The organism is Rathayibacter rhapontici (assembly GCF_001995175.1).
In the GTDB taxonomy this organism is placed as follows: domain Bacteria; phylum Actinomycetota; class Actinomycetes; order Actinomycetales; family Microbacteriaceae; genus Rathayibacter.
In genome coordinates this window covers 33,900-57,008 of the sequence record NZ_MUKN01000023.1, presented here as the reverse complement: position 1 = coordinate 57,008, position 23,109 = coordinate 33,900, and the positions used below count along the sequence as shown (strand labels likewise).

The following is a 23,109-nucleotide window of genomic DNA, read 5'->3' as shown; positions in this document are numbered from 1 at the left end:
GCACCGCGCACCACCCGCCGCCCCCACGGCACCCGCACCACCCCGAGAAGCACCCACCCGCGGAGCGGGGCCGCCACCCTGAGGCGGCCCCGCTCCGAAGACCGTCGAGGAGGCGGAGGACATGACGCTCACGGACACCCCCACCGCGCCCGTCTCCTCCGCCCCCTCCGACGCGAACGCCGCCCCGTACCGCCCGACCGCCCTGCGCACCGCCGCGATCTGGACCGCCTCCGCCGTCCTCGTCGGCCTGGTCGCCGTCGCCCTGCTCTTCCATTCCTCCGGCGGACGCTGGTTCATCGTGCAGACCCCCTCGATGGGCACCTACGCCCCGGTCGGGACCCTCGTCCTCACCACCCCCACCGCGATCGAGGACGTCCGCGTCGGCGACGTCGTCAGCTTCCACCCCTCCACGACGCCCGACGAGACCTACACCCACCGCGTGGTCGACCTGGCCGCCGACGGCACGCTGGTCACCCAGGGCGACATCAACGGCGCGGTCGACCCGTGGGCCACCGGCCCCGACCAGCTGATCGGAGTCGTCACCACGTCGCTCCCCGGCCTCGGCTGGCTCGCGAAGGGGCTCCCGCTCCTGCTCGCCGGTGCCGTCCTGGTGCAGCTGCTCACCCGCCTGCTGCCCTCGCCCACGCACCGCGCGGCGATGCGGATGCTCGGCCTGTCGCTCGTCGCCTCGATCACCGTGTTCCTCCTCCGCCCGTTCGTCGGCCTGGTGGTCCTCGAAGCCACCGTCGAGAACGGGTACACCGACGCCGTCCTGGTCTCGACCGGCCTCCTCCCGATCCGCGTCAGCGCCGAGGGAGCCGCTCCGCTCGATCTCGTCTCGGGCCAGGTCGGCCGCCTCCGCGTCCCGGCGAACGAGCAGGACTGGTACAGCGTCTCCTCCGCTCTGCACCTGCCGTTCTGGGGCTGGGTCGTGTTCGCGCTGCTGTGTGCGCTTCCCCTGATCTACACGTTCGTGATCGGTCTGCCCGCGGCGACCGAGCGCACCGGGGAGCACGGTCGCCGTGCCGCCGGGAAGGAGGCGGCCCGATGAGCCGCCACCGCATCGCCCGCGTCCCGCTGCTCGCCCGCCTCCGCGCCGCCCTCGCGCACCCACGGAAGGCCACCGCGGCCGTCGCCGTCGCCGCCCTCGCCGGGGCGCTGCTGCTCACGCCCGCCACCTCGGGCGCCTACACCGCGTCGATCCTCAACTCGACCAACACGGTCGGCAGCGCCGCCGCGTTCTTCACCTGCGACTCGGCCTTCGCGGCCGACAGGAGCAGCGCCCTCTTCGCCTACACGCTCGGACAGGCCTCCAACTCGCCGACCGCGCCCGACGTCGTCACCGGCAACTCCGCCCGTGCCGGCATCTACCGCAACGGCATGGTCAGCTCACCGACCCTCCCCAAGGCGTGCCCGCGCGACGCCGGCGGCTCGTGGCAGCTCGCCGCCTCGAGCAGCCAGCACATGACCACGCCGCTGCAGATCACCAACCCCACCACCTTCAGCACCGAGATCTGGTTCAAGACCACCGTCGCCGGCGGGAAGCTGTTCTCCTTCGGCGCCTCGCAGACGGCGGGCGGCAGCCAGTACGACCGGCACACCTACATCGGCGCCAACGGCAAGCTGATGTTCGGCATCTACAACAACGGCGTCGAAGCGATCACGAGCCCCGGGGTCGTCAACGACGGCGCCTGGCACCACGTGGTCTCGACCCTCTCGCCCACCACAGGGCTGAGCCTCTGGCTCGACGGCCAGCGCGTCGCCTCGAACACCGCCTTCCGGAGCCCGGAGAACACCAGCGGCTACTGGAAGATCGGCGGCGACACCCTCGGCGGCTCCTGGACGAACGTGGGCCCCGCGTACTTCACCGGCAGTCTCCGCTACGCCGCCGTCTACTCGACGGTCCTCACGCAGGCCCAGATCCAGAACCACTACGCCGCCGGACGCTGAGCCCGCGCACGCCGGGCCCTCGCGTCACGACAGAGTGACGCCGATCAGCGGAGGCAGGATCAGCGCCGCGAGCTGCACGATCACGCCGTTCGCACCCGCACCCAGGGCGATCGCCGCGAGGACCTTCGGAGCCCCCCGCCGCGCGACGCCGACGACGCCGAGCACGACGACGAGAGCGGCGACGATCAGCTGGCCGATCCCGATCACCACGAACACCGCTCCGATGTCGGTGACGCCGAGCCCGTTGCGGTAGGCGAGCACCGGCACGATCGTCGTCAGGCAGACCTGGACGATCTGGCTGAGCGTCAGCAGCACCGCGAGGGCGAAGGCGACGAGGCCGGGGACGTTGCGGCGGCGGGGGGCGGAGTCGGTGGGGGTCACGGGGCCGAGCCTAGAGGGGCCCCGGAGGGCGCCGTGTACCCTTGTCCGTTTCGACGAGAGGGTTCCACCATGTCCGACCACGCTCCTGCACCGGCGACGGCGGCGCGCCCGACGGACGGCCTCGCCCGCTGGGTCTTCTGGCCCGCCGCCGCACTGATCCTCGCGATCGTCGCCTTCGCACTGCTTGCGCCCGGCACGGCGACGGCGGTGTTCTCCTCCCTCCAGACCACGGTGGTGGACACCTTCAGCTGGTACTACGTGCTCATCGCGGCGGGCTTCGTGGCCTTCGCGATCTGGATGGGCGTCAGCCGCTTCGGCGACATCAAGCTCGGCAAGGACGACGACGAGCCCGAGTTCTCGATGCTCGCCTGGATCTCCCTCCTCTTCGCCGCCGGCATGGGCATCGGCCTCGTCTTCTACGGCGTCGCCGAGCCGCTGAACCACTTCTCGAACCCGCGGCCCGGAGTGACGGGGACCGAGCAGCAGCTCGCGCAGAGCGCCCTGTCGCAGACCTACCTGCACTGGGGCGTGCACGCCTGGTCGATCTACGTGGTGGTCGGCCTCGCCCTCGCCTACGCGATCCACCGCCGAGGGCGCCCCGTCTCGATCCGCTGGGCTCTCGAGCCGCTGCTGGGCCGGCGCGTGCGCGGCGGGTGGGGCAACGCGATCGACGTGGTCGCGCTGATCGGCACGGTCTTCGGAGTCGCGACCTCGCTCGGTCTCGGCGTCACCCAGATCTCGGCCGGGCTCGAGGCGGTGGGGATCGTCGAGTCCTCGCTCGCCGTCCAGCTCGTCGTGATCGCCGTGGTCATCGGCCTCACGATCTTCTCGCTCGTCTCCGGCGTCGGGCGCGGCATGAAGTGGCTCTCGACCGGGAATCTGATCCTCGCGGGCGCCCTGCTGCTGTTCGTGCTGTTCGCCGGGCCGACCCAGTTCCTGCTGCGCGAGTTCGTGCAGTCGATCGGCAACTACCTGCAGAACTTCCTCGGCCTCTCCTTCACCGTCAGCGCCTTCGCGGGGGCGGACGGCGAGGCGTGGCAGGGGAGCTGGACCACGTTCTACTGGGGCTGGTGGATGTCGTGGGCGCCGTTCGTCGGCATCTTCATCGCCCGCGTCTCGAAGGGCCGCACGGTGCGGGAGTTCGTCGCCGGCGTGCTCCTGGTGCCGACGATCATGACGTTCCTCTGGTTCAGCGTGCTCGGCGGCACGGCCCTGTACCGCGAGCTGTACGGCTCGGGCGGCCTTGTCGGAGCGGACGGCTCCGTCGACTCGAACCTCGCGCTCTTCCAGATGCTGGCGGACCTGCCGGGAGGCGTCGTCGTGACGTTCGGCGCGATCCTCCTGATCGGCGTCTTCTTCGTCACCTCGGCCGACTCCGGCGCCCTGGTGATGGCCATGATCGCGACCGGGGGCTCCGTCGAGCCGAAGAACCCGATCCGCGTGTTCTTCGCCCTGGCGACCGCGCTGCTCGCGATCGCCCTGCTGATCGCCGGCGGTCTCGACGCCCTGCAGACGGCGGCGATCCTGTCGGCGCTGCCGTTCAGCGTGGTGATGATCCTGATGTGCGTCGCGACGGTGATCGCGTTCCGTCGCGAGCTGCGCGCCTACGACAAGGCCCGCCGTGCCGCGTTCGTCGGCGACATCGGCCGCTTCTACGGGCTCGAGGTGGAGGAGCCGGCGGAGCGGGAGCCGGTGCCTCTGCTCCAGCGGGTGCTGCGGCGCGGGCGCTGACCTCTCCGTCGTCGACCCCTCGCGCACGCCCGCACCCGGGCCCTAGCGTGGAGGGATGGCACTGACGCTCCCGGAACCCCGGCTCCCCTCCCTCCTCGACTCCCCCGTTCTGAAGTGGGGGATCCTGGCCCCGGGCGGCATCGCCACCAGCTTCGTCACCGCGCTGCGGAAGCACACGCGCCAGGAGGTCGTCGCCGTCGGCTCGCGCTCGCTCGAGCGCGCGCAGGAGTTCGCGACCCGCTTCGGCATCGCCCGGGCGTCCGCCGGCTACGAGGCGGTCGTGAACGACCCCGAGGTCGACGTCGTCTACATCGCCTCCCCGCACTCGGAGCACGCCCGGCAGGCGCTGCTCGCCATCGCCGCGGGCAAGCACATCCTGGTCGAGAAGCCGTTCGCGCCCACTCCGGGTGAGGCCGAGATGATCGTGCACGCCGCGCGCGACGCCGGGGTCTTCGCCATGGAGGCGATGTGGATGCGCTACCTCCCGCACATGGACGTGGTGCGCCGCCTGATGGAGGACGGTGCGGTCGGCGCTCCCGCCCTCGTCTCGGCCGACTTCGGGGCGGCCTTCCCGTTCGACCCGACCAGCCGCATCTTCGACCCCGCGCTCGCGGGCGGCGGACTGCTCGACGTCGGCGTCTACGCGTCGTCGTTCGTCTCGATGGTCGCCGGCACCCCGCAGAGCACCGTCGTGTCGGGAGGGCTGACCGAGACCGGAGTCGACGCGACCGCCACGATCGTCGGCCGCCACGCGGGCGGGGTGCAGTCGCTCGCCACCTCGACCGTGCTCGCCGACACCCTGCAGGCCGCGAGCATCGCCGGCAGCGAGGGCCGGATCGACGTGCACCCGGCCTTCTGGCGACCGGGCGGAGTGACGCTCACGCGCGGGGACGACTCCGGCACCTGGCTCGACGAGTCGCCCCTGCGCGACGGCGAGGGCCTGGCCTGGGAGGCCGTGCACCTGGCGACCTACCTGGCCGAGGGGCGCACGGAGTCGCCGCTGCACCCCCTCGACGAGGTCGTGCAGGTCGTGCGCACGCTCGACGACGCCCGCCGCCGCATCGGGGTGTCGGTCTAGGCGAGACGCAGACAGGCACCATCTGCAGAGGCCTGCACGGTGTGCAGGAGAGTGCACGATCTGCAGGGGATTGCACGGTTTCCAGGGGATCCAGCGTGATCGAGACGGTCGCCCGCGGCGGAATCCACTGTCCCGCCCGCATCCCCTGCAGATCGCGCGTGGACCTGCCGTGACGCAGCATCCTCCCCTCCAGCACGGTCTGCAGGGGAATGCACCATCTGCAGGAGATCCGGCCGGAGCCGGCCGACTCCTGCGAGGGAATCCCCTTTCCCCTCCGAATCCCCTGCAGATCGTGCGGACGCCTGCAGATCGTGCGGACGCCTGCAGATCGTGCGGACGCCTGCAGATCGTGCGGATGCCTGCAGGCAGCGCGGATGCCTGCAGACGGCACGAGGGCCTGCAGATCACACCGCTACGGGTCGCGGCACGCGCGGGCGTCAGCCCGCCGGCAGCTCGACGCGGAACGCGGTGCGGCCGGGCTCCGAGTCGACCAGCACGCGACCGCCGTGGGCCTCGACGACGGCCGCCACGATCGCCAGGCCGAGTCCGGTCGAGCCGGTCGTCCGGGCGCGGGACGAGTCGCCGCGGGCGAAGCGCTCGAACAGCACGGGAACGAGCTCCGGAGCGATGCCCGGGCCGGAGTCGGTGACCGTCACGACCGCGATCGGCCGGCCGGCGGAGTCGCGCTCCTCGGCGAGCGCCGCCACGACCCGCGTGCCGGCGGGAGTGTGCACCGACGCGTTCCGCAGCAGGTTCGCGACCACCTGGTGCAGCCGGAAGCCGTCTCCGCGGATCTCGACCGGCTCCTCCGGCAGATCCAGGTCCCAGTCGTGGTCGGGACCGGCGACGTGCGCGTCCGAGACCGCCTCGATCAGCAGCATCGTCAGGTCCACCGGCTCCTTCTCGAGGTCGCGGCCCTCGTCGAGCCGCGCGAGGAGCAGGAGGTCCTCGACGAGCGAGGTCATGCGGGTGGCGGCCGACTCGATGCGGTCGAGGGAGTAGGCGGCGGTCTCGGGCAGCTCCGATCCGGAGCGGCGGGGCAGCTCGGCGTAGCCGCGGATCGCGGCGAGCGGCGTGCGCAGCTCGTGCGAGGCGTCGGCGACGAACTGCCGCACCTTGTTCTCGCTCGCCTCGCGGGCCTGCAGCGCCCCGGTGACGTGGTCGAGCATCCGGTTGAAGGCGGCGCCCACCCGGCCGACCTCGGTGCGGGTGTCGGCGTCCTCCTCCGGGACCCGCTCGACCAGCTCGACCTGGCCGCGCTCGAGCGGCAGCTCGGCGACCCGCGTGGCCGTCGCCTCCACCCGGTCCAGCGGCCGCAGCGCGACCCGGATGATCGCGGTCGCGATCAGCGCGACGAGCAGCATCGCGAGCAGCGTGATCGCGATCACCACTCCGGTCAGCGAGCTCAGCACCTGCGTCGTCTCGCCCAGCGGCACGCCGACGACCACCACGGAGCCGTCCACGACGGCCGCCCGCGTGCGGTACTCCCCCAGGATCCCGCCCAGATCGACCGTCGTCTCGGCCCCGCCGGCGGCGATCGACTGCGCGAGCACCGAGTCCGGCTGCTCCGCGAACTCGCGGCAGTCGCCGTCGGCGTCGATGTAGGCCCCGATGAACGAGCCGTCGGCGTTCTGCACGGCCGTGATGGTGCTGAGGTTCTGGTTCGGGCCGCCGAAAGCGCCGCTCGGGCAGGTCGTGGCGCGATCGATGGCCGACGGGCCGGCGAACTGCCCGGGGCCGTCGAACTCCTGCAGCCGCGTGAGCGACTGCCCGAGCTGCGCGTCGGTGCTCTCGTAGAGGATCCCGCGCAGCGACAGCACGCTGACCGCGCCGACGACTCCCGCGGTGATCGCCACCATCAGGACGACGGCGAGGACCATCCGGCGTCGCAGCGTCCACGGCGCGCGCCGGCCGGAGCGGCGCGATCCGGAGCGGGAGCTGCGCAGCGCGGAACGGGTCGCGAAGTCGCCGAAGGCGGGGCGGGCCACTAGTCGGCGGGCTTCAGCAGGTAGCCGGCGCCGCGCACCGTGTGGATCATCGGCGCGCGTCCGGCGTCGATCTTCTTGCGGAGGTAGGAGATGTAGATCTCGACCACGCTCGACTTGCCGCCGAAGTCGTAGGACCAGACCCGGTCGAGGATCTGCGCCTTGCTCAGGACCCGGCGGGGGTTCCGCATCAGGAAGCGCAGCAGCTCGAACTCGGTGGCGGTGAGCTCGATGTCGGCGTCCCCGCGGCGCACCTCGTGGCTGTCCTCGTCGAGCACCAGGTCGCCGACGATCACGCGCGGGTCGTCGACGTCGTTCGCGAGCAGGGTGCTGCGGCGGATCAGGCCGCGCATCCGGGCCACGAGCTCCTCGAGCGAGAAGGGCTTGGTGACGTAGTCGTCGCCGCCCGCGGTGAGACCGGCGATGCGGTCGTCGAGCGCGTCCTTCGCGGTGAGGAAGAGCACGGGCGTCTGGCTGCCGTCGGCGCGCACCCGCTGCAGCACCTGCAGTCCGTCGATGTCCGGCAGCATCACGTCGAGCACGATGACGTCGGGACGGAACTCGCGGGCGATCGTGATCGCCGCGCGGCCCTCGGCCGCGGTGCGCACCTCCCAGCCCTCGTAGCGCAGCGCCATCTGCAGCAGATCGGTGAGGGTGCTCTCGTCGTCGACGACGAGGACGCGGATCGGGGATCCGTCGGCGCGGGTGAGGCGGGTGCGCTGCGCGGGGGCGAGGTGCTTCGAGGGGGCGGGCATGACTCCCAGTATCGGGAGGAGTCTATGAGGACGCTATGAGCGGTCGATCCGATCGCTGTGCGCGTCCGGCGCGGTCTCGGGCGGCTCCACCGCCGCCGAGCGCGCGTAGCCGCGGACCCGCCGGTCGATGAAGGTCGCGAACCAGAGCAGCACGCCGATCACGAGGAGCACCGCCGCGATCTCGTACTGCGCGATGTCGCGCCCGGAGGTGATCGGCAGCACCAGGTAGACGCAGGCGATCGCGCCGAGCACCGGGAGCACCGTGGGGGTCCTGAAGTGCTGGTGGTCGACCGGCTGGCGCCGCAGCACCAGGACCGAGACGTTCACCACGGCGAAGACCGCGAGGAGCAGGAGCGACGTGGTGCCGCCGAGCAGGACCGCGATCGGGTTCTGCGTGTCGCGCGACACGTACGCGGTGAGCAGCAGCGCGATGACGGTGGTGAAGAGGATCGCAGCCCACGGCGTCCTGCGCCCCGGCAGCACGTTCTTCAGGAACGGCGGCAGCACGCCCTGCTTGCTCATGCCGTAGAGCAGGCGGCTCGCCATCATCATGTTGATCAGCGCGCTGTTGGCGACCGCGAACAGCGAGATGAACGGCAGCAGCGTCGAGATCGGGAAGTCGGGCGCGGCGGTCTCGACGACCGTGACGAGCGGAGTGTCGTTGCCCGCCAGCTCGCCGACCGGCACGATCGCGACCGCGAGGGTCGAGACCAGGATGTAGACCACCGCGGTGATGCCGAGCCCCGTGAGCATCACCTTCGGGAAGATGCGGCTGGGCTCCTTGGTCTCCTCCGCCATGTTGACCGAGTCCTCGAAGCCGACCATCGCGAAGAACGCGAGCGAGGTGGCCGTGCTGACCGCGAGCAGCAGCGACTTGTCGCCCGAGGTCTCGAACGCGACGACCCGCGAGAAGTCGGCCTGCCCGCCGAAGACGGCGAAGAAGCAGACGAAGATCACGAGCAGCAGGCCCGAGAGCTCGATCAGGGTCAGGACCACGTTCAGGCCTACGCTCTCGGCGACTCCGCGCAGGTTCACCAGCGCGATCAGCACCATGAAGACCAGGGCGATCGTGATCTTGACGCCGGCCCCCTCGCCCAGGCCGAAGCCGATGGCGAAGTTGCTCGCGAACGCTCCGGAGGCGGCCGAGGCCGAGGTGATGCCGCTCGCCATCACCGTGAAGCAGACCAGGAAGGTGACGAAGTGGATGCCGAACGCCTTGTGGGCGTAGAGCGCGGCTCCCGCCGCCTGCGGGAACTTCGTCACGAGCTCGAGGTACGAACAGGCGGTGAGGGTGGCCACCACGAACGCGACGAGGAACGGCAGCCAGGCCGCTCCGCCGACCTCGGCGGCGACCTGCCCGGTGAGGGCGTAGATGCCGGTGCCGAGGATGTCCCCGACGACGAACAGGAGGAGGAGCTTGGGTCCGAGGACCCGCTTCAGCTCCGGCGGTGCGGTCGTGCTCTCGCGTGTCGCAGTCATGATCGGCGCCTCCGTCGGCTCGTTCCGGTTGAGCGCGAGCCTAGGACCGCGACGGCGCGCGGGGGAAGGGCCGGGGCGGAGCGCCCCTCGGGAGCGACCGCGGGCTCATAGCCGGCCCATACCCGGCCGAGACGCCGCGCAGAACCGGCGTGCCTACGGTCGGCATCGAGCGGACGACTCCGCTGCGCGCCCCGGGCACGGGGCGCTCCCCTCTCCCCCCGAACGAAGGACCCGATGTTCACCACCTACCTCCGCAGGGAGCTCACGAACCGGCGACGGCAGACGATCGTCGTCAGCGCGGGTCTCGCGCTCGCCATCGCCCTCGTGATCCTCGTCACCTCCTTCGCCGCGGGCGTCCGGACCGCGCAGGCGTCCGTCCTGGACTCCGTCTACGGGGTCGGCACCGACATCACCGTCACGCAGGCGGCGACCCCGCCGGCCGAGGGCGGCGCCGGCGGTCAGCGCTTCGACGTCGGCGGGGACGACGGCACCACCGACGGCGGCACCACCTCGGTCAGCCAGTCGCGCCTGGAGGTCGACCGCGGGACCACCGCGTTCGACGCCTCGGCGGTCGACACGGCCCTCGGGGTCGACGGCGTGCGGACCGCGATCGGAGTCCTCTCGCTGACCAGCACCACCTTCAGCGGCGAGATGCCCGACCGGTCGCAGGCCGCGGCGCCCGGGGAGGCTCCGACCGGCGGCGGCTCCTCCTTCGGCGTCGACTCGTTCTCGGTGCTCGGACTCGACCCGACGGGCAGCGCGATCGGCCCGCTCGCCGACGTCGTGCTCACCGACGGCCGCACGTTCACCGCCGCGGACGCGGGGCAGGACGTCGTCGTGCTCGACTCCTCCTACGCCACCACGGCGGCCCTGTCCGTCGGCTCGACCCTCGAGATCGGCGGCACCGCGTTCACCGTGATCGGCGTCGTCACGACCGACTCCCCCGACGCGGGCACCGCCTCCGACACCTACGTCCCGCTCGACGTCGCGCAGACGCTGTCGGGCGAGGCCGGGATGATCTCCTCCGTCTCCGTCCAGGCCGCGTCCTCGTCGGACATCGCGCGGATCCAGGCGGATCTCGAGACCGCCCTGCCCGGCAGCACCGTCTCGACGCAGGCCGACCTCGCCTCCTCCGTCTCGGGGTCGCTCTCGACCGCGGGCGATCTGGTCGCCAACCTCGGCACCTGGCTGTCGCTGCTGGTCCTGGCCGCCGCGTTCCTGATCGCCACGCTCTTCACGATCTCGGGCGTCACCCGCCGCACTCGCGAGTTCGGCACCCTCAAGGCGATCGGCTGGTCGAACGGCCGCGTGGTGCGCCAGGTCGCGGGCGAGTCGGTCGTGCAGGGCCTGATCGGAGGCGCCGTGGGCATCGCGGCCGGCCTCCTCGGCATCGCGATCGTGAACGCCGTCGCGCCCACCCTGTCGGGCACCTCCGCCCCGACGTCCGCGGGCGGCCCCGGAGGAGGGTTCGGCCCGGGTGCACCGGTGGCGGCCACGACCACCGAGGTCGCGCTCTCGCTCCCGGTCACGATCCCGGTGATCCTCCTCGCCGTCGGCCTCTCGGTGCTCGGCGGGCTGCTCGCCGGCACGATCGGCGGCTGGCGGGCCGCGCGCCTGCGCCCCGCCGCCGCGCTCCGCTCGGTCGGCTGACGAGCACCCCCTCCCACCCCTCTCACCAGAAGGACGACATGTACACCCTCACGAACGTCACCAAGAGCTACACGGGCACGACGACCCCGGTCACCGCGCTGGAAGACGTCTCCCTCACCATCCCCGACGGCCAGATGGTCGCGATCCAGGGGCCGACGGGCGGCGGCAAGTCGACGCTGCTGCAGATGCTCGGCGCGCTCGACCGGCCCACCTCGGGCACGGTCGTCCTCGGCGAGCACGAGATCTCCTCCGTCGGCGATCGCCGGCTCGCCAGGGTGCGGGCGACGGAGGTGGGGATCGTGTTCCAGAGCTTCAATCTGATCCCGACGCTCACCGCCCTCGAGAACGTCGAGACGGCCCTCGCGCCGCAGCGGACGCCCGCGGCCGAGCGGTCGCAGCGCTCCCGCGAGGCCCTCGCCTCCGTCGGACTCGCCGACCGCGCCGACCACCTCCCGGCCCAGCTGTCGGGCGGGCAGCAGCAGCGGGTCGCGATCGCGCGCGCCCTGGTGAAGAGGCCCCGCGTGCTGCTCGCCGACGAGCCGACCGGCGCCCTCGACGAGGACACCCGCGACGACATCATGACCCTGCTCGAGACACTCTGGGCCGAGCGCGGGCTGACGCTCGTGATCGTGACGCACGACTCCGCCGTGGCCCGCCGCGCTCAGCGGCGGCTGCACCTGAAGGGGGGCCGGGTGACCGAGGCGGCGTGAGCGGAACGCGTGGCAGCACACTGACGCGTCCGGATACTGCCGCGACCCTCGGCACCCTCGGAACTCCCGCGCTGCGGGGCGTAGGGGATGCCGGTCGTGTCAGCATGCTGCCGCGCCCAGTGCCTGATCTGGCGGCACCGGTGCGGGTGCCGGAGTCTCGGAGTACCGCCGGCAGCGAGGTCCGGTGGACCACCCGCCGAGAGGACCGCACCATGACCGTCACCGGAACCCGCTCCCCCGCCGCGCACGTGCGCCCGACCGCCGTGGTCGGCTCCGTCGCGTGGGCCGCCCTCGCCGTGCTGCTCGTCGTCCCGGGCACGTCTCCCGCGGCTCTGCTCGCCGTGGTGATCGTCGCCGCCGCCGCCCTGTGCCTCGCGGTCGTGCCCTTCGTCCGCTCCCGCCCGGCGGCCCGACGGACGGGCGTGCTGATCGGGCTGCTGTCGCCGTTCCTCGCGCTGGCGGCCCTCACTCCGTTGATCGCGGTCGTCGGCCCCATCGCGATCGCAGTCGTCGCAGCCGCGGTCGCCCTCGAGCTGGCCGTCCTCGCGGCGGTCGCCCGGCGGTGACGCGGCCGAGCGCCCTCCTAGACTCGTCGAGGCGGGAGAACGGGGGCCGACCGGTGCTGAGCGAGAACGCGATCGCCCTCTACCTGCACGCCTGCGTCCGCAGCGACTGGACCCTCGAGGGCGCGTCCGACGAGCTCGGGCTCGCGATCCGCGACCTGGAGTCGGCGCGCGAGGAGCTGCTCGGCAGCCGCCTGCTCCGCCCGCTGCACGAGGGCGGATCGGCCCTCGGGACCGCGTCGCCCGACACCGCGCTGGCCGAGCTGGTCGACGACGACGAGCGCCGCGTGCTCGAGCTGCAGGCCGCGATCTCGCGCCGCCGCAACGAGCTGATGGCCCTCGTGCCCGCCTACCGCAGTGCGCAGCGCGCCGTCGCGGGCACCGAGCACGTCGAGGTGGTCGAGGACCCCGCGACGGTCCTGCGACTCCTGCTGGATCTCGGGCGCACCGCCACCCGCGAGATCCTCATCGCCGCGCCGGGCACGAGCAGCGTCGAGCGGCACGACGCGAGCGACGGGACCGACCGCGAGATCCTCGCCCGCGGAGTCTTCCGCCGCACCCTGTACCACGAGCGCCGGCGCGACCACGCGGCCACCAGGCGCTCCGTCGAGCAGCTCGAGCCGCTGGGAGCCGAGTTCCGCACCCTGCCGCTCGTGCCGTTCCGCCTCGTCGTCTTCGACCGCTCGCTCGCCGTCGTCTCGCGGGGCCGCGACGACGACGACCGCGCCGCCCTCGTCGTCCGCTCGCCGGATCTGGCGTCGGCCCTCGCCCGCGTCTTCGACGCCGCGTGGGAGTTCGCCGTCCCGTTCAGCGCGAGCCCCGTCGACCCGGACGTGCCTCTCAGCGCCGTGCAGCGCTCGGTGCTGGCCGGCCTCGCCTCGGGTCTGACGGACGACGCGCTCGCTGCGCGGCTCGGGATGAGCGTGCGGACCTGCCGCCGCCACATCGCCGTGCTGTTCGAGCTGCTCGGCGCCGAGAGCCGGTTCCAGGCGGGAGTCCTCGCAGCGAAGCGCGGTCTGCTGCCGACGCGGTCGCGCCGCTGAGGACCGGTGCGCTCACCGGCCCCTAGATCGCGCGAGCCCGGAGGAACGCGAGCGCCCGCGTCCACGAGTCGGCCGCCGCCTCCGGGACGTAGGCGCCCTCGTTCGAGTCGTTGAAGAACGCGTGACCCGCACCCGGGTAGACGACCACCTCGACGTCCTCCTCGGCCGTCGCCTCGCGGATCCGGGGCACCTGCTCGACGAGCGGCGCGTCCTGATCGCCGACGAAGGCCAGCACGCCCACCTCGAGGGCCGCGAGCTCCTCGTCGGACGCCGTGACGTGCCCGTAGAAGGGGACGGCCGCCGCGAGTCGCCGCTCGGCGAGCGCCAGCGCCCAGCTGAAGGTGCCGCCATAGCAGAAGCCGGTGACCGAGACGCTCGTCACTCCGTCCTCGCTCAGCAGGCGGGTGACGAGCGCGCGGAGGATCGCGACGCTCCGTGCTGCGTGCTCGGGAGTGAACACGGGCGCGAAGAAGGTGCGCAGCTCGACCTGCCGCGGCAGGCGCCGCACCGGGTGGTCGTAGTCGGCCCGCTGCTCGGTGTCGAGCTGCTCGAGCAGCCCGCTGTCGGCCAGCAGCTCGGGAGCGACGACGCGGAACCCCTCGGCCGCGTACCGGTCGGCGACGGAGCGGATGTGCCCGTCCACCCCCCACACCTCGTGGATCAGGATGAGGGCGCGCTCGCCCTCCCCGCTGCGGTACAGCGGAACGTCGTGGTCGGCCAGGGTCCAGGTCTCATCGCTCGTGGGCATCCCCGCACGATAGCCGTGCGCCCCGGGAGGGGGACGCGCGCTTCCTGAGCGGGGTGCGCTTCACTGGACGGATGGGTGCGGAGGATCGACGGGGCGTGCGGGTGATCGCGACGACCGCGATGGTGGTGACGGTGATCGTGGTGGGGCACCTGGTGGTGCTCCTGCTGCTCGAGGGGTGAGCCGGGCGTCGTCCTCGCCGTGGCTGTTACCCGATCACCGAGGTGAAAGCAAGAACGAGCGCGCACGCCCCGGCCGGCGAAGACTGAGGGCATGAAGCAGATGACGTACGGATCCACCCGCTTCCTGGTCGCGGATGCGATCGGAACGGCTCTGCTGGAACTGGTGACAGCCATCGAACGCGGCAGGCACGCCGACCTTGTCGCCTTCCCGGCCTTCACCGAGCAGGGGCGGCCCTGCGAGGTGCAGCTCACGCTGCACGGGCGCAGCGAACTCGTCGCGATGTCGACGGAGTCCGGTGCGGGCCTCGACGAAGAGACGAGTGAGGCGACGTCCATCGCGGTCGAGGACATCCGGAGCCGCATCGCTCGTCATGCTCTCGCCGTGCACCGGCCCGGCCTCGAGGAGGACGACGAGGAGACGGCCGTGCACGGTCTCGGACTGCTCGAGGCCTGAGGCGCGCCGACGGCCGGGCCGAGTGCTGCTTCCCCGCTGCGGCGCCTTGTCGACCTCGCCGGTCAGCGGCCGAGGGTGCTGCTCGGGTACTCGCCGAAGCGCTCAGCGTAGGCGGCCGAGAAACGGCTCAGGTGACTGAAGCCCCAGGCGCGCGCGACGTGGGCGACCGTGACCCGGGCGGGATCGGCGAGGCGGAGGTCGGTCCGCACTCGGTCCAGGCGCACCTCCCGGAGGTACTGCAGCGGAGTCGTCCCCAGCAGGCGCTGGAACGCCGCCTGCGTTCCCCGGACGCTGAGGTGCGCGGCGTGGGCGATCTCGATCGGACCGATGGCCCGGTGCGCGTTCTCGTGCACGAACTCGACGGCCGCGCGGAGACCGCCGTTGCTCGGCGCGAGGAGCACCCGGGGCAGGACCGCGTCTTCGGGCGGATACAGGTCGAGGAACGCGGCCGCTGCACGGCGCGACAGGCGGTCCCAGAGCAGCGGAGTGACGCGGCCCGTGCGCACCGCGGTGGAGACCTCGCCGATGACCGCGTGCCAGCGCGCGACCGCCGCGGGATCGACGCTGCGCAGGTGATCGAAGCGGAGCGCTCCGCGGAGGCCGTGCTCGGAGGAGACGCGGGCGACGTGGGCGCGGTCGAGGTGCACGAGCCTCTGGTCGTAGTCGGTGAAGGAGAACACGAACGGGCGGTACGCGGGAGCGAGCATCGGCACGCGCCGGGTCAGGGCCACGGCGTCGTGCTCGACGTCCATGACGGCGCTGCCGCCGACGAGCCACTGCACGACGTAGTCGCCCGTGCCGGGGTTGCCGCCGAGCGTCGTGCCGCACATCTGGGAGGTGCGCAGCGTCATCGCGGCGTCGCCGAGGGCGGCGTAGCGGAACGAGAACGGTCCGTCGGTCGGGGTGACACTCCATCCGGTGCCCGAGTAGAAGCCAGCGAGGACCTCGGAGGCCCAGTCGACACCGCTCCCCTCCGCCTCGATCCGCACCTTCGTGCGATCGTCGGTCGAGATGCCCGGGGGCCGATCAGCCGGCACGACGCTGCGTCGAGGGCGCAGGAGTACCTCGATCGAGGATCACCGCGAGCTGCTCGAGGGCTTCCGAGTGCTCCACCACGGGTGACCTCCTCCTGCGCAGTGCTCAGCACCCCGCTACCCCAGTTCACGGGGACGGTGCAGATGAGTGCGCTGAGCGGATAGGCGAACCCTGATGGCGACCGCCCGAGAGACCTACCTTCTTGTACCTGAACAGAGCACCACCTGGTCACGCCCCAGACCCCGGCAGACAAGGACACGCATCATGGGCCAGCTCCTCTACGGATCCCCCTCCCACCCCGCTCGACCTCGACGACCGCACGCTCGCGCATCTGCAGATCGTGGTCCTCACGAAGCTGCGCCGGAGCGAGGGGTTCCTGCTCACCCTCCCCGCCGCCGTGTCCACGGGCTCGGGTCGCAGGGCGCTGTGGATGCACGCCGCGATCCCGATCCAGTTCTCCTACGCCGGATCCTCGGCGCCGGCCATCGACCCGGCGTGGATCGAGGCGCTCCTGCGTGCGGCGGACACGGCGAAGGGCCTCCAGCCGCTCGCCGAGCCGGCCCCCGGACCGGCGCAGTCCGCTCGCGTGGCATGACCGTCCTCGCGCCGGAGCACCCGTGCGGCCTCGCACGCGCGCTCGACTCGGAGGACCCACGCTGCACGGTCATGCTGCTGCGCGACGCCCTCCGCTCGCCCGGCGCCATCCACCCGGGCCTCGCTGCTCACCTTCTCGAGCAGCTCGGCGCGGTCGACTGCGGGCGGAACGACTGCCGACCCGATCCCGACTCTTCGTCGGACGCCTGGTAGCGGGGCTGCGCGTCCTCCCGGACCGGAGTGACCGCGGCGACGGGGCAGGGACGACCCGAACGTCCCTGCCCCCCCCTCGCCCGCAGGGGTCCCTGGTCCCCGCGAGTGCGGCCAGGGTAGGCACGCGGAACGAGTCCTGGAACGACCCTTGACCCGGGCGTCCATCGCGTGCCCCGGCGCAGGCGAGGCGTTCCGGTCGCTTCCGGCGAGGGTGCGGCCCGTCTGGGGGAGGGCTAACCCGATTAATGCTCCGATCGGAGAGAGGACGATAAAGGCTACGTAGATTCGAGGCAATCCCCTTTCCTCGAGACCCTGCGGAGTTCTCTTGCCTTTCTCGTCCTCTGCGCGCGCAGCCCCCACTGCCGCGTCTTCTCGCCGATTCCGATTCGGCGCTCTCACCGTCGCACTGGTCTCTCTTCTGACCGTCGGCGGATTAGCGCAACCTGCTTCCGCGGCGATTCTCCAGCCCACTCCGACCACCCCTATCAGGGTGCAGGAGAGCAGCGTGGATCTCACCTATTCGGGTTCCTGGCGCGATATGTCCGGCGGTGACAGCGGCGGCGGGATCAAGTACCTCAACAGCGAGGGATGGGTGCAGTTCAAGTTCACCGGCACCGCCTTCCGCTGGATCAGCCGCACCGGCGCGACCTCGGGGATCGCGAACGTCTACCTCGACGGCAAGCTCCTCACCGAGGTCGACCGGTACTCGTCCTCGACCCAGTACCAGGTGCCGGTCCTCACCAGGATCGGGCTCGCGGACCAGGTGCACACCGTGAAGATCGCCTACACGGGCGAGAAGAACCCCGCGGCGACCGATGCGAATCTGATCATCGACGCCTTCGAGCTCGGGAGGGAGGCCTCGTCCACGGAGCCGAGCCCCTCCCCCACGCCGACCGCGACCCCGACCGCGACCCCGACGACGACTCCGACCGCCACGCCGCGCCCGACGACGACGCCGACGCCCGCTCCGGCGCCCACGGCGGACTTCGTGCCCAGCGGCACCGACCCGCTCCGGGTCGAGGACAGCCACTGGAAGCTCGACTACTCCGGCGACTGGCGCACCATGAACGGCGGTGACAGCGGAGGCAGCATCGAGTACCTGAACGGCGCCGGCAACGTGCAGTTCACCTTCGCCGGGACCTCGTTCCGCTGGCTCAGCCGCACCACTCCCACCTCCGGGATCGCGGACGTGTCCATCGACGGCAGGCTCGTCGCCTCCGTCGACCGCTACAGCTCCACGACGAAGTACCAGGTGCCGGTGTTCGAGCGCTCTGACCTCGCCGACGGCGTCCACACGGTGAAGATCGCCTACTCCGGCCGCAAGAACTGGGCGTCCGACGACAAGAACCTGATCATCGACGCGTTCGAGCTGGCCGACGACGGCCTCGCAGTCGGCGGGGTGCAGGCGTTCCCCCTCGTCGACGGCTACGTCCTCGGCTGGAACGCGCCCTTCTCCTCCGACGTGGTCTCCTACGACGTGCACCGTTCCGACGGATCCCGCGACGAGACGATCGCGACCGTCGCCGATCCGGTGCGCCAGTACCGCGACGAGGACGCGGCCCTCGGTGTCGCCTACTCCTACTGGATCACCGCCCGTGACAGCGGCGGCCGCACGTCCACCGTCACCGAGCCGACCACCGTCACCGCCGAGCAGAGGAGCACCCGCGCGGCGCTGCAGGCCGCCTCGGACTGCCCGACGCCGACGAAGACCGTGCGCACCTCCTCGGAGCTGAACAGCGCCCTCGTCGGCGCCCGCCCCGGTCAGGTGATCCGGATGGCGGACGGCCTGTACACGGGCGCCTTCGCCCTGCGCTCGATCCCGGACAGCAGCTCGGGTGTCTGGCTCTGCGGCTCCCCGAACGCCGTGCTCTCCACGGGCAGCACGGGCTCCGGCATCGCCCTGACCCTCAAGGACGTGCACAACGTGCACCTCGTCGGCTTCTCGGTGAGGAACGCGTTCCAGGGAGTCCACGTGCTCGCCAGCTCGGAGGTCCGGATCGCGGATCTGACGGTCTCGGAGATCGGCTACGAGGGCGTGCACCTCCGCAACCAGACCGTCGACTCGCTCATCGTCGGCTCGACGATCAGCCGCACCGGACTGGTCACCGCCAAGTACGGCGAGGGCGTCTACGTCGGCACCTCCGACCGCAACTGGTGCGAGTACAACGGCTGCGCCTCGGACAAGTCGAACCGCAACCTGGTGATCGACAACGTCATCCGCGACACGGGCGCCGAGCCCATCGAGGCGAAGGAGGGGACGTGGGACGGGCAGATCATCGGCAACGTGGTCGCCCGCGGCTCGCGCATCTCGACCGACGTGCTGTCGCTGACGATGGTCTCCGGCAACGGATGGACGGCCGCCGGGAACACCTTGTCCAATCCCCGCATGTACGGACTGCAGGTGATCACCCGCGAAGACGGATCGGGCAACAAGAACCTCGTGACGGCCAATCATGTCGCGAATGCGCCCGCTTATCCGATCTATCTGCACAATCCGTCGGACTGGTCGACGTGGGGCAATATCGCGACCTGCTCGAATTCCGGGAAGGACCCGGTCAGCAATTCGGCCTGCACGAGATAGTCGGGCTTCTCGACGGAGGCCGGCGGAATCACTTCGATATCGGATTCCACCGGTCTCTCGCGGAGAAGGGGAAGGGGGGCGCGCGGTGAACGCGCCCTCCTTTCTCTCTGTGCCGTCGTCACAGGAGGAGCACTCCTCACCGGCGTCGCCCGAACCGACGCTGAGGACCTCAGCGGTCCGAGAATCGACATCGATGTCTCCCGTCCCGAGCTCACCGAGCCCGGTGTGCTCGCCGCGACCGTCGCCGGAACCCCGGTCGTCTGACCGACGACGGCTCGATCGAGCTCGTCCAGCGGTCCACCGGCACCGTCCTCGACCACGGCGATGCCACGCTCGGTGCCGTCGATCATGAGCTGCTGACCCGTCGGCGATGCCTTCCGCGGGGCAGTGTCGTCTGCAACCGAGGTCAGGAGGCGGCGCTGACTTGAAGAAGGTCCACGCGGCCCGTCTCAGCCTCGGTTGCGAACGGTCCGGCCTGCAGAAGTAAGGCTGAACGCGTCGATCTCAGCGGGAACCGGCGATCTACCGCGTCCAGCCTTACTCGTGCAGCCGGAGACGGGTCGACACCGCGCCCCTGCGGGAGGACAGCCACGTCGAGACCCGACCGCCCCCTAGCCCGTGCGCCCGTACGCCCCTAGGTTGGGGGAACCCGCTCCGCACCCCACCGAGTTCCACCGGAGGAACGCCATGGACACGACACCCCGTCTCCGCCGGATCGCGCTCGCGCTGGTCGCGGTCGTCTCGCTCACGGCGGCGGGTGCCGCACCGGCGTCCGCTCTCGACAGGCCGGTCTTCCCCCGGGACGGACTGCCGTCGCTCGGGGACGTCCGCGACGCCCTCGGCGGGCCGGTCGTCTCGCCCTCGACCTCGGTCGGCTACGGCGGCGCGGTCTCGTCGGTCGACGCCCGTGCGAGCCGCGCCGGGCTCGAGGTGCTCAAGCGCGGCGGCAATGCCGCCGACGCCGCGGTCGCGACCGCCTCGGCCCTCGGAGTGACGGAGCCCTACAGCGCCGGGATCGGCGGGGGCGGCTACTTCGTCTACTTCGACGCCGCCTCCGGCGAGGTGAGCACGATCGACGGACGCGAGACCGCACCGGCGGGCATCACGCCCGACGCCTTCCTCGACCCGGCGACGGGCGCGCCGTACACCTTCACGCCCGACCTCGTCTCGTCCGGAGTCGCCGTCGGAGTCCCCGGCACCGTCGCGACCTGGGACACCGCGGTCGACCGCTTCGGCACCCTGCCGCTCCCGGTCGTGCTGGCGCCGTCCATCGCGCTGGCCGCGAAGGGCTTCCCGGTCGACGAGACGTTCCGCAACCAGACGCTCGACAACCTCGAGCGGTTCCAGGCGTTCCCCGACACGGCGGAGCTCTTCCTCCCCGGCGGCGACGCCCCGGAGGTCGGCAGCACCTTCCGCAACCTCGATCTCGCCAAGACGCTGACGCGCATCGCGGCGCAGGGCCCGAGCGCGTTCTACGAGGGACCGCTGGCCGCCGAGATCGCCGACACCGTTCAGAACCCCCGAGTCGCCCCCGACTCCGCCCTGCCCGCTCCGGCCGGCTCGCTCACCGCGGCCGACCTCGCCGCCTACTCCGTCCTCGAGCAGGCGCCGACCCGCGTCTCCTACCGCGGGCTCGACGTCTACGGCATGGCACCCTCCTCCTCCGGCGGTATCGCGGTCGGCGAGGCGCTGAACATCCTCGAGAACCACGACCTCGGCGCCGAGAGCACCGGCGGCGCCCTGCACCTCTACCTCGAGGCGTCGGCCCGCGCGTTCGCCGACCGCGGCGCCTACGTCGGCGACCCGGCCTTCACCGACGTGCCCACCGGGACGCTCCTCAGCCAGGAGTTCGCGGACAGCCGGGACTGCACGATCGACCCGACGACGGCCTCCGTCCGCCCGGTCGCCCCCGGTGCGATCGACGGCTCCGGATGCGCCACCGCCCTCGCCGAGGAGCAGGCCGACACCGAGAACATCTCGACCACCCACCTCTCCGTCGTCGACAAGTGGGGCAACGCCGCCTCCTACACGCTGACGATCGAGCAGACCGGCGGCTCCGGCATGACGGTGCCCGGACGCGGCTTCCTCCTCAACAACGAGCTCACCGACTTCTCCCCCGTCTTCGTCGACGGCGACCCGAACCGGATCGAGCCCGGCAAGCGCCCCCGCTCGTCCATGTCGCCGACCATCGTGCTCGACGACGGGGAGGTGAAGCTCGTGCTCGGCTCGCCGGGCGGATCGACGATCATCACCACGGTGCTCCAGACGCTGGTCAACCGCATCGACCTCGGCATGACGCTCCCGGAGGCGGTGGCGGCGCCCCGGGCCTCGCAGCGCAACGCGGCGGCGACGACGGCCGAGCCCGGCTTCATCGAGGCGTACGCCGACGACCTCGCGCCCTTCGGCCAGCAGCTGACCCCGTCGGGCGACTCGTTCACCTCGGCCGCCGAGATCGGCGCCGTCGCCGCGATCGAGGTCGACTCCTCGGGACGCATGACGGCGGTCGCCGAACCGGAGCGCCGCGGCGGCGGCACGGCGCTCGTGGTCGATCCGGAGGAGTGACGCGAAGCGGCGCCTCATCCGCACGCCCGCTCAGGTCGTGCGGTCGGGCTTCCCGCCACGACCTCGGCGGCGCCAGAGGCCGCGGAGCCGCGCCAGCTGCCGGTCGGTGAAGTCGTTCGAGAGGGCGAAGGCCTCGGCACCCGGGTCGGCGCCGTCGTCCACATTGCGGAGGGCGCGCAGCGCGCGCTCCGCTTGAGCGCGCGACTCGTCCGGGGGTGGCGGGGTCGTGTCCATGGCGTCCACCCTAGGCACCGGGGGCGACCCGAACCGCTCGCTCGCCGGTGGTGCGCTGTTCACGCGCATCCCCCATCCTGGAGGCATGGCAGCCGCGACCCCCGCTCCGTCGATGCCGGCCGGCCTGCGCACCGTCCGGATCGCCGCCCTCGCGACGGCCGGGATCGCCGCGAACGTCGCGTTCATGCTGTGGCTCGCGCACACGCAGATCACCGACTACCCGACGTACGACACCGCATACGCCGGCGCCTTCGAGACCGGCGTCCTCCTCTCGGTGGGAGTCGCGGTGCTCGCGCTCGTCGTCGCGGGGGCGACCGCGTTCCGGCGCACCCGTTAGCGGCTCCGGGCACGACCTCGCTCACGCCTTCGCGCGCATCGCCCTCTCGGCGATCCGGAGCCCGAGCCGGGTGCCGAGCACCCGCGTCGACAGCACGGCGACGACCCGGTTCCTCCACCCGTCGATCACGGACGGCGCCGTCGTCGGCATCGCCCGCCAGGCGGTCTCGACGACCTGGTGCGCCTGCCGCTTAGTCCTCGCCGCTCCGGGGTTCATCGGCGTCTCGGTGTCGCCCGGCGCGACCGAGAAGATCCGGAGGCCGTGGCGGCGGTGCTCCTCCGAGAGCGCCTCGGTGAAGCGGAGCACGTAGGCCTTCGAGGCGGCGTAGGCGGCGAAGTGCGGGAGGGGCTGGTAGCCGGCTCCGCTGGCGATGGTGATGATCGTGCCGCTGCCGGCGCGGCGCATCCGGATGACGGCGGCGCGCGTGAGCAGCGACAGCGCGGTGACGTTGATGTCGATCATCCGGCGCAGCTCGTCGGGATCCGTCCGGTCGAGGTCGCCCTCGGGAGCGGTGCCGGCGCTGGCGACGAGGTGGTCGAGGCGGGGCAGCTCCTCGGTGATGACGGCGGCGAGGCGGGAGACGTCCTGCGCCTGGGCGAGGTCGGCCGTGTGGACGGTGGCGGTGATTCTGTGCGCGGCCGAGAGCTCGTCGGCGAGCGCCTGCAGGGCCGGCCCGGACCGGGCGACGAGCAGCAGGTCGACGCCTTCTCGGGCGTAGCGGCGGGCGAACTCGGCGCCGATGCCGGAGCTGGCTCCGGTGATGAGGGCGAGGGGGCGGGATGCGGTGGGCATGGTGTCCTTCCTGGTCGCCTCATCCTAAGCGGATACATCATCCGTTCGGAGCTGT

General features: G+C 72.0%; 22 protein-coding genes. 14 read left to right on the top strand and 8 right to left on the bottom strand.

Annotation, left to right across the window (positions count from 1 at the left end):
* Nucleotides 1-121 precede the first annotated feature (121 nt).
* Together B0T42_RS09255 and B0T42_RS09250 are read left to right on the top strand one after the other, a co-directional pair.
* Nucleotides 122-1,051, top strand: coding sequence for a S26 family signal peptidase (locus tag B0T42_RS09255; RefSeq protein ID WP_077222906.1), 930 nt, complete (start codon nucleotides 122-124; stop codon nucleotides 1,049-1,051).
* Nucleotides 1,048-1,950, top strand: coding sequence for a LamG domain-containing protein (locus B0T42_RS09250; protein WP_077222905.1), 903 nt, complete (start codon nucleotides 1,048-1,050; stop codon nucleotides 1,948-1,950). Before B0T42_RS09255 ends, B0T42_RS09250 begins: the two co-directional genes overlap by 4 nt.
* Nucleotides 1,951-1,974: 24 nt before the next feature.
* Here B0T42_RS09250 and B0T42_RS09245 read toward each other — a convergent pair whose 3' ends face one another.
* Entirely contained in the window at nucleotides 1,975-2,331 is a 357-nt protein-coding gene (locus B0T42_RS09245; RefSeq protein ID WP_077222904.1) for a hypothetical protein, read from the bottom strand.
* Between the two features lie 69 nt (nucleotides 2,332-2,400).
* On the opposite strand from B0T42_RS09245, the gene B0T42_RS09240 reads away from it, so the two are divergent.
* Both B0T42_RS09240 and B0T42_RS09235 read left to right on the top strand, forming a co-directional pair.
* Entirely contained in the window at nucleotides 2,401-4,062 is a 1,662-nt protein-coding gene (locus tag B0T42_RS09240; RefSeq protein ID WP_077222903.1) for a BCCT family transporter, read from the top strand.
* Between the two features lie 55 nt (nucleotides 4,063-4,117).
* A complete protein-coding gene (locus B0T42_RS09235; RefSeq protein ID WP_077222902.1) occupies nucleotides 4,118-5,140 on the top strand; it encodes a Gfo/Idh/MocA family protein in 1,023 nt (340 codons plus the stop codon).
* Between the two features lie 437 nt (nucleotides 5,141-5,577).
* On the opposite strand, the gene B0T42_RS09230 is transcribed toward B0T42_RS09235, so the two are convergent.
* From B0T42_RS09230 to B0T42_RS09220, 3 genes are read right to left on the bottom strand one after another with little or no spacing between them, the layout of a single operon-like run.
* The gene (locus tag B0T42_RS09230) at nucleotides 5,578-7,128 is read right to left on the bottom strand and encodes a sensor histidine kinase (RefSeq protein WP_236720195.1); all 1,551 of its coding nucleotides are present in this window, start codon (nucleotides 7,126-7,128) and stop codon (nucleotides 5,578-5,580) included.
* Nucleotides 7,128-7,880 carry a response regulator transcription factor gene (locus tag B0T42_RS09225; RefSeq protein ID WP_077222901.1) on the bottom strand — a complete coding sequence of 251 codons (753 nt, stop codon included), beginning with the start codon at nucleotides 7,878-7,880 and terminating at the stop codon, nucleotides 7,128-7,130. The genes B0T42_RS09230 and B0T42_RS09225 overlap by 1 nt, the downstream gene beginning before the upstream one ends.
* 33 nt (nucleotides 7,881-7,913) lie before the next feature.
* The gene (locus B0T42_RS09220; protein WP_077222900.1) at nucleotides 7,914-9,359 is read right to left on the bottom strand and encodes an APC family permease; all 1,446 of its coding nucleotides are present in this window, start codon (nucleotides 9,357-9,359) and stop codon (nucleotides 7,914-7,916) included.
* A 234-nt stretch (nucleotides 9,360-9,593) separates the two neighbouring features.
* Here B0T42_RS09220 and B0T42_RS09215 point away from each other — a divergent pair, with 234 nt between their 5' ends.
* The 4 genes from B0T42_RS09215 (at nucleotide 9,594) to B0T42_RS09200 (ending at nucleotide 13,325) form a co-directional block, all read left to right on the top strand.
* Nucleotides 9,594-11,009: an ABC transporter permease gene (locus B0T42_RS09215; protein ID WP_077222899.1), complete on the top strand. Its 1,416-nt coding sequence runs from the start codon at nucleotides 9,594-9,596 to the stop codon at nucleotides 11,007-11,009.
* 38 nt (nucleotides 11,010-11,047) lie between these two features.
* Nucleotides 11,048-11,719: an ABC transporter ATP-binding protein gene (locus B0T42_RS09210; protein ID WP_077222898.1), complete on the top strand. Its 672-nt coding sequence runs from the start codon at nucleotides 11,048-11,050 to the stop codon at nucleotides 11,717-11,719.
* A gap of 212 nt (nucleotides 11,720-11,931) precedes the next feature.
* Nucleotides 11,932-12,285 carry a hypothetical protein gene (locus B0T42_RS09205; RefSeq protein ID WP_077222897.1) on the top strand — a complete coding sequence of 118 codons (354 nt, stop codon included), beginning with the start codon at nucleotides 11,932-11,934 and terminating at the stop codon, nucleotides 12,283-12,285.
* 53 nt (nucleotides 12,286-12,338) lie between these two features.
* Nucleotides 12,339-13,325, top strand: coding sequence for a LuxR C-terminal-related transcriptional regulator (locus B0T42_RS09200; protein ID WP_077222896.1), 987 nt, complete (start codon nucleotides 12,339-12,341; stop codon nucleotides 13,323-13,325).
* 22 nt (nucleotides 13,326-13,347) lie between these two features.
* On the opposite strand, the gene B0T42_RS09195 is transcribed toward B0T42_RS09200, so the two are convergent.
* Nucleotides 13,348-14,073 (bottom strand): dienelactone hydrolase family protein, encoded by a 726-nt coding sequence (locus tag B0T42_RS09195; protein WP_077222895.1) that lies wholly within the window; start codon nucleotides 14,071-14,073, stop codon nucleotides 13,348-13,350.
* 270 nt (nucleotides 14,074-14,343) lie between these two features.
* Between B0T42_RS09195 and B0T42_RS09190 the strand changes: the two genes are divergently transcribed.
* Nucleotides 14,344-14,706: a hypothetical protein gene (locus tag B0T42_RS09190; protein WP_077222894.1), complete on the top strand. Its 363-nt coding sequence runs from the start codon at nucleotides 14,344-14,346 to the stop codon at nucleotides 14,704-14,706.
* Nucleotides 14,707-14,768: 62 nt separating this feature from the next.
* Here B0T42_RS09190 and B0T42_RS09185 read toward each other — a convergent pair whose 3' ends face one another.
* Nucleotides 14,769-15,743: an AraC family transcriptional regulator gene (locus tag B0T42_RS09185; protein WP_201788519.1), complete on the bottom strand. Its 975-nt coding sequence runs from the start codon at nucleotides 15,741-15,743 to the stop codon at nucleotides 14,769-14,771.
* 200 nt (nucleotides 15,744-15,943) lie between these two features.
* Between B0T42_RS09185 and B0T42_RS22675 the strand changes: the two genes are divergently transcribed.
* From B0T42_RS22675 to ggt, 4 genes are all read left to right on the top strand, one after another.
* Nucleotides 15,944-16,336 carry a DUF7882 family protein gene (locus B0T42_RS22675; RefSeq protein ID WP_446737366.1) on the top strand — a complete coding sequence of 131 codons (393 nt, stop codon included), beginning with the start codon at nucleotides 15,944-15,946 and terminating at the stop codon, nucleotides 16,334-16,336.
* Entirely contained in the window at nucleotides 16,333-16,548 is a 216-nt protein-coding gene (locus B0T42_RS09175) for a hypothetical protein (protein WP_077222893.1), read from the top strand. Before B0T42_RS22675 ends, B0T42_RS09175 begins: the two co-directional genes overlap by 4 nt.
* Nucleotides 16,549-17,053: 505 nt before the next feature.
* A complete protein-coding gene (locus B0T42_RS09165; RefSeq protein WP_173892321.1) occupies nucleotides 17,054-19,129 on the top strand; it encodes a right-handed parallel beta-helix repeat-containing protein in 2,076 nt (691 codons plus the stop codon).
* Between the two features lie 687 nt (nucleotides 19,130-19,816).
* Nucleotides 19,817-21,691 carry a gamma-glutamyltransferase gene (ggt, locus tag B0T42_RS09160; RefSeq protein ID WP_077222890.1) on the top strand — a complete coding sequence of 625 codons (1,875 nt, stop codon included), beginning with the start codon at nucleotides 19,817-19,819 and terminating at the stop codon, nucleotides 21,689-21,691.
* A gap of 30 nt (nucleotides 21,692-21,721) precedes the next feature.
* Here ggt and B0T42_RS09155 read toward each other — a convergent pair whose 3' ends face one another.
* Complete coding sequence (locus B0T42_RS09155; RefSeq protein ID WP_077222889.1) at nucleotides 21,722-21,925, bottom strand: hypothetical protein; 204 nt, start codon at nucleotides 21,923-21,925, stop codon at nucleotides 21,722-21,724.
* Between the two features lie 85 nt (nucleotides 21,926-22,010).
* Between B0T42_RS09155 and B0T42_RS09150 the strand changes: the two genes are divergently transcribed.
* The gene (locus B0T42_RS09150) at nucleotides 22,011-22,262 is read left to right on the top strand and encodes a hypothetical protein (protein ID WP_077222888.1); all 252 of its coding nucleotides are present in this window, start codon (nucleotides 22,011-22,013) and stop codon (nucleotides 22,260-22,262) included.
* 21 nt (nucleotides 22,263-22,283) lie between these two features.
* On the opposite strand, the gene B0T42_RS09145 is transcribed toward B0T42_RS09150, so the two are convergent.
* The gene (locus tag B0T42_RS09145) at nucleotides 22,284-23,054 is read right to left on the bottom strand and encodes an SDR family NAD(P)-dependent oxidoreductase (protein WP_077222887.1); all 771 of its coding nucleotides are present in this window, start codon (nucleotides 23,052-23,054) and stop codon (nucleotides 22,284-22,286) included.
* Between the last annotated feature and the right edge of the window lie 55 nt (nucleotides 23,055-23,109).